Origin of the sequence: Streptomyces prasinopilosus (assembly GCF_001419695.1) — a bacterium.
In the GTDB taxonomy this organism is placed as follows: domain Bacteria; phylum Actinomycetota; class Actinomycetes; order Streptomycetales; family Streptomycetaceae; genus Streptomyces; species Streptomyces prasinopilosus.
In genome coordinates, this window is sequence record NZ_LIRG01000614.1 from 1 (window position 1) to 4,950 (window position 4,950).

General features: G+C 72.3%; 7 protein-coding genes and 1 pseudogene. 4 read left to right on the forward strand and 4 right to left on the reverse strand.

The window, feature by feature from the left end:
• Positions 1 to 220 (reverse strand): hypothetical protein (locus tag AOK18_RS33660; RefSeq protein ID WP_206281583.1); only part of this gene is annotated, 220 nt, incomplete at its 3' end.
• On the opposite strand from AOK18_RS33660, the gene eno reads away from it, so the two are divergent.
• From eno to AOK18_RS23295, 4 genes are all read left to right on the forward strand, one after another.
• The gene (eno, locus tag AOK18_RS23280; protein WP_055571327.1) at positions 210 to 1,499 is read left to right on the forward strand and encodes a phosphopyruvate hydratase; all 1,290 of its coding nucleotides are present in this window, start codon (positions 210 to 212) and stop codon (positions 1,497 to 1,499) included. The genes AOK18_RS33660 and eno overlap by 11 nt on opposite strands.
• Positions 1,500 to 1,698: 199 nt before the next feature.
• Positions 1,699 to 2,175, forward strand: a complete 477-nt coding sequence (locus tag AOK18_RS23285) for an FtsB family cell division protein (protein ID WP_055695609.1) — start codon at positions 1,699 to 1,701, stop codon at positions 2,173 to 2,175.
• A 164-nt stretch (positions 2,176 to 2,339) separates the two neighbouring features.
• Positions 2,340 to 2,957, forward strand: coding sequence for a DUF501 domain-containing protein (locus AOK18_RS23290; protein WP_055695610.1), 618 nt, complete (start codon positions 2,340 to 2,342; stop codon positions 2,955 to 2,957).
• Entirely contained in the window at positions 2,954 to 3,895 is a 942-nt protein-coding gene (locus AOK18_RS23295; protein WP_055695611.1) for a Ppx/GppA phosphatase family protein, read from the forward strand. The genes AOK18_RS23290 and AOK18_RS23295 overlap by 4 nt, the downstream gene beginning before the upstream one ends.
• A gap of 4 nt (positions 3,896 to 3,899) precedes the next feature.
• On the opposite strand, the gene AOK18_RS23300 is transcribed toward AOK18_RS23295, so the two are convergent.
• The 3 genes and pseudogenes from AOK18_RS23300 to AOK18_RS34600 form a co-directional block, all read right to left on the reverse strand.
• Positions 3,900 to 4,169, reverse strand: a complete 270-nt coding sequence (locus AOK18_RS23300; RefSeq protein WP_055695612.1) for a type II toxin-antitoxin system RelE family toxin — start codon at positions 4,167 to 4,169, stop codon at positions 3,900 to 3,902.
• Positions 4,166 to 4,438 (reverse strand): type II toxin-antitoxin system Phd/YefM family antitoxin, encoded by a 273-nt coding sequence (locus tag AOK18_RS23305; RefSeq protein ID WP_055571325.1) that lies wholly within the window; start codon positions 4,436 to 4,438, stop codon positions 4,166 to 4,168. Before AOK18_RS23305 ends, AOK18_RS23300 begins: the two co-directional genes overlap by 4 nt.
• A gap of 140 nt (positions 4,439 to 4,578) precedes the next feature.
• Positions 4,579 to 4,822, reverse strand: a pseudogene (locus AOK18_RS34600) (type II toxin-antitoxin system RelE family toxin); the annotation flags it as partial.
• Positions 4,823 to 4,950 lie beyond the last annotated feature (128 nt).

Below are 4,950 nucleotides of genomic sequence, written 5' to 3' on the forward strand. Positions count from 1 at the left end.
ACCGGGGGACGGAAGGCCGGCCCGCGCGGGACCGGCCTTCCGTCCCCCGGTTTTCCGATACCGCCTTTGTTCCGTTCGGAAACAATTTACTCTCGGTTCTGTCCGCGGAGCGGCCGACCGGATGGCCGATCGCGCCGAGCCGGATAGGCTCGGGTCCGCAGGGCCCCGTGGCCCCGCTGAACCACGTCACATCCATGAAGGAGATGCTCGTGCCGTCCATCGACGTCGTCGTAGCCCGGGAAATCCTGGACTCCCGAGGCAACCCCACGGTCGAGGTCGAGGTCGGCCTCGACGACGGCAGCACGGGTCGTGCCGCCGTCCCGTCCGGCGCCTCCACCGGCGCCTTCGAGGCCATCGAACTCCGTGACGGCGACCCCGGCCGTTACCAGGGCAAGGGCGTCGAGAAGGCCGTCCTGGCCGTCATCGAGCAGATCGGCCCGGAGCTCGTCGGCTACGACGCCACCGAGCAGCGCCTGATCGACCAGGCGATGTTCGACCTGGACGCCACCGACAACAAGGGCTCCCTCGGCGCCAACGCCATCCTCGGCGTCTCCCTGGCCGTCGCCCACGCCGCCTCCGAGGCCAGCGACCTGCCCCTCTTCCGCTACCTGGGCGGCCCCAACGCGCACCTGCTGCCGGTGCCGATGATGAACATCCTCAACGGCGGCTCGCACGCGGACTCCAACGTGGACATCCAGGAGTTCATGATCGCGCCGATCGGCGCGGAGTCCTTCTCCGAGGCCCTGCGCTGGGGCACCGAGGTCTACCACACGCTGAAGAAGGTCCTGAAGAGCAAGGGACTGGCCACCGGCCTCGGCGACGAGGGCGGCTTCGCCCCGAACCTCGGCTCCAACCGCGAGGCCCTCGACCTCATCCTCGAGGCGATCAAGGAAGCCGGCTACACCCCCGGCGAGCAGATCGCCCTCGCGCTCGACGTCGCCGCCTCCGAGTTCTACAAGGACGGCACGTACGTCTTCGAGGGCAAGGAGCGCTCCGCCGCCGAGATGACGGAGTACTACGCCGAGCTGGTCGGGGCGTACCCGCTGGTCTCCATCGAGGACCCGCTGTTCGAGGACGACTGGGACGGCTGGAAGGCCCTCACCGACAAGCTCGGCGACAAGGTCCAGATCGTCGGCGACGACCTGTTCGTCACCAACCCGGAGCGCCTGGCCCGCGGCATCGAGGAGGGCGCGGCCAACGCCCTGCTGGTCAAGGTGAACCAGATCGGTTCGCTGACCGAGACCCTGGACGCCGTCGAGCTGGCCCAGCGCAACGGCTTCAAGTGCATGATGTCGCACCGCTCCGGCGAGACCGAGGACGTCACCATCGCCGACCTGGCCGTCGCCACCAACTGCGGCCAGATCAAGACCGGCGCCCCGGCCCGCTCCGAGCGCGTCGCCAAGTACAACCAGCTGCTGCGCATCGAGGAGATCCTCGACGACGCCGCGGTGTACGCGGGCCGCAGCGCCTTCCCGCGGTTCCGCCCCGCCGGCCAGTAGGCACGGCGCCCCGCGCGCCGGCGAGCACGGCGCTCCGCGGAACCACCGGGCGCGGCCCGGGCGACCCCTGCCCGGGCGGCGCCCGTGCGGGGTCCCGCCCGGGCCGTGTCCCGGCCGGTGGTCCCTCCGTCCCCGGACGCGGTCCCGTACCGTGTCCGGGGACGTACGTGCGTATGACAGGGGAACGGGAGGCGGGGACATGGCCGTGAAGGACCGGGACCGGTTCTCCACCGCGACCAGGATCCGGCTGATCGGCGAGCAGACCGCCGCCCGGGTCTACCGCTCGCAGACCAAGCGCCAGGCCCGCCGTTCCCGGCTGACCGGCCGGGCCGCGCTGCTCGCCCTGGTGGTCTGCTCGCTGATCGTGGCCCTCGCCTACCCCATGCGGCAGTACGTGTCCCAGCGCGCCGACATCGCCGACCTCCAGCAGGAGAAGGACGAGACCCGCCGGCGGGTCGAGCACCTGCGCGACATGAAGGCGCGCTGGCAGGACGACGCCTACGCCGAGCAGCAGGTCCGCAGGCGGCTGCACTACGTCATGCCCGGCGAGACCGGCTACATCGTGATCGACCCGGACGCGGCCGGGCAGCCGCGCGCCGACCGCGGATCGGCCGACCGCCCCTGGTACGCGAACGTCTGGGACGGCGTCGACAAGTCCGACGCGGCCGAGCGGTGAGTCCGGGGCCGTAGCCTTGGTGCCCTGCGGTCCACCGGAACCCGCGGGGCCGGCCGGCCCGTACGGCCCCGTGCGGCGGCGACAGCCCGTCGCACGGAGGGGACCCCGCTCCGGGGCCGCGCAGGCAACCGCCGAGAACCGCAGAGAACCGCAGAAAGACGGATATGGACACCCTCCCGCCCACGACCCCGCGCACCGAACCGACCGACGCGGACGTCGAGGCGTTCAAGCAGCAGCTCGGCCGGCCCCCGCGCGGGCTGCGCGCCATCGCGCACCGCTGCCCCTGCGGGCAGCCGGACGTCGTCGAGACCGCGCCGAAGCTGCCCGACGGCACCCCCTTCCCGACGCTGTACTACCTCACCTGCCCCCGGGCCTCCTCGGCGATCGGGACGCTGGAGGCGAACGGCGTGATGAAGGAGATGACGGAGCGGCTGGCGACGGACCCGGAGCTGGCGTCCGCGTACCGGGCGGCGCACGAGGACTACATCCGGCGCCGCGACGAGATCGAGGAGCTGAAGGGCTTCCCGAGCGCCGGCGGGATGCCGGACCGGGTGAAGTGCCTGCACGTCCTGGTCGCCCACGCGCTGGCCGCCGGCCCCGGGGTCAACCCGCTGGGCGACGAGGCGCTCGCGATGCTGCCGGAGTGGTGGCGCAAGGGCCCGTGCGTGACGGCCGCCGAACCGCCCGCGGACGGGGGACGGCGGGCGGGGAGCCCGGACGGCGGCTCCCCCGCGGCCGAATCGAACGAGCCGAACGAGCCGAACGAGGGGAACGACCGATGACCCGGGTCGCCGCCATCGACTGCGGTACCAACTCGATCCGGCTCCTGGTGGCCGACGCCGACCCGGCGACCGGTGAACTGACCGACCTGGACCGGCGCATGACGATCGTGCGGCTCGGCCAGGGCGTCGACCGCACGGGCCGGCTCGCCCCCGAGGCGCTGGAGCGGACGTTCGCCGCCTGCCGTGAGTACGCGGAGGCCGTCAAGGAGCACGGCGCGCAGCGCCTGCGCTTCGTCGCCACCTCCGCCTCCCGCGACGCCGAGAACCGCGACGAGTTCGTGCGCGGGGTGCTGGACATCCTCGGCGTGGAGCCCGAGGTCATCACCGGCGACCAGGAGGCCGAGTTCTCCTTCACCGGCGCCACCAGGGAACTGGCGGGCCGTGCGGACCTGCACCGCCCGTTCCTGGTCGTGGACATCGGCGGCGGCTCCACCGAGTTCGTCGTCGGCGACGACCGGGTGCGCGCCGCCCGGTCCGTGGACGTGGGCTGCGTACGGATGACCGAGCGGCACCTGCTGGCGGACGGGGCGGTGGTCGACCCGCCGACCGAGGAACGGATCGCGGCGATGCGGGCCGACATCGAGGCCGCCCTCGACCGGGCCGAGCGGACCGTGCCGCTGCGCGAGGCCCGCACCCTGGTCGGCCTGGCCGGCTCGGTCACGACGGTGTCGGCGATCGCGCAGGACCTGCCCGCGTACGACTCGGCGGCCATCCACCACTCCCGGGTCCCGCGCGCACGGGTCCGGGAGATCAGCGACTGGCTCCTGCGCGCCACCCACGCCGAGCGGGCCGCGGTGCCGTCCATGCACCCGGGCCGCGTCGACGTGATCGGCGCCGGCGCCCTGGTCCTGCTGTCGGTCATGGACCGCATCGGCGCGGAGGAGGTCGTGGTGAGCGAACACGACATCCTCGACGGCATCGCCTGGTCCTTGGTCTGACCGCCTACAGGTTGCGGTACACGTCCCGCCGGTCGCCTGCCTTGACGACGAGGATGACGAGCTCACCATCGTTGATCTGGTAGGCGACCCTGTAGCTGCCGACCCTGAGCCGGTAGAGCCCGGACGGGCCGGTGAGCTTCTTGACGTCGGCGTCCTCGCGGTACGGATTGTCACCGAGCGCGGTCAACGCGGTCAGGATGCGCATGGCATCGTGCCGACTGACGGCCCGAAGCTGCCGCTGTGCAGCAGTAGTGAACCGGAAGGCGTACTTCACGCGGCGCCTTCACCGCGCTCGCTGAACAGGTCCGCCAGCAGCTCGGCCATGGAAACGGTGGGCCCGCCGTCGGCCAGAACTGCTTCCGCCTCCCGGGCCAGCATCACGTCGGCCGCCTCCTCCAGCGCTTCGAAGTCGGTGATCGGCACGACCGCGGCTACCGGGGCGCCGTTGCGCGTGATAACGGTTGGAGTGCCTTCCTCGGCGCGGTTGATGTGTTCCGCGAGGTGTGCGCGTGCTTCCCTGACGGTCACGGTGTTATCGGCCATGACATTAGTGTACGCATTTTCGTGTACACCAGCCAGATGTGGACGTCGCCGCGTACGAGAGACGCGTTCCTGGGAAACCCTCGACGGCATCGCCTGGTCCTTGGTGACCGGCGAGGGATGAGGGAAGGAACGGGGCTCTCCAGGGTGCGGTGGACGTCCCGCCGACCCGCCTCGGCGGCCGGGGCGACGAGTTCACCTTCGTCGATCCGGTGGCTTCCGGCCCGGAGCCGGTACGGCCCGGACGGGCCGGTGAGCTCCTTGACGTCGGCGTCCTGGCGGTACGGGTCGTCACCGAGTGAGGTCAGTGTGGTCAGGATGCGCACGGCGTCGGGGCGGCTGACGGCCCGCGGTCGCCACCGCGGTGCGCCGGAAGGCGTGCTTCACGCCGCCCCGCCGTCCCGCCCGGTGAACGGGTCCGCCGGCGGCTCCGCCGTCGTCACGGCGGCGCCGCGCTCGGCCGGGACCGGGGGGAGTCGCGTGCGCGGGGCATCCCCGCCGGGTGCCGGCGGCAC

Coding starts and splice junctions, on each gene's coding strand:
- AOK18_RS23295 (WP_055695611.1), top strand. CDS start 2,954: ATGACCCGGGTCGCCGCCATCGACTGCGGTACCAACTCGATCCGGCTC.
- AOK18_RS23305 (WP_055571325.1), bottom strand. CDS start 4,438: ATGGCCGATAACACCGTGACCGTCAGGGAAGCACGCGCACACCTCGCG.
- AOK18_RS23285 (WP_055695609.1), top strand. CDS start 1,699: ATGGCCGTGAAGGACCGGGACCGGTTCTCCACCGCGACCAGGATCCGG.
- AOK18_RS23290 (WP_055695610.1), top strand. CDS start 2,340: ATGGACACCCTCCCGCCCACGACCCCGCGCACCGAACCGACCGACGCG.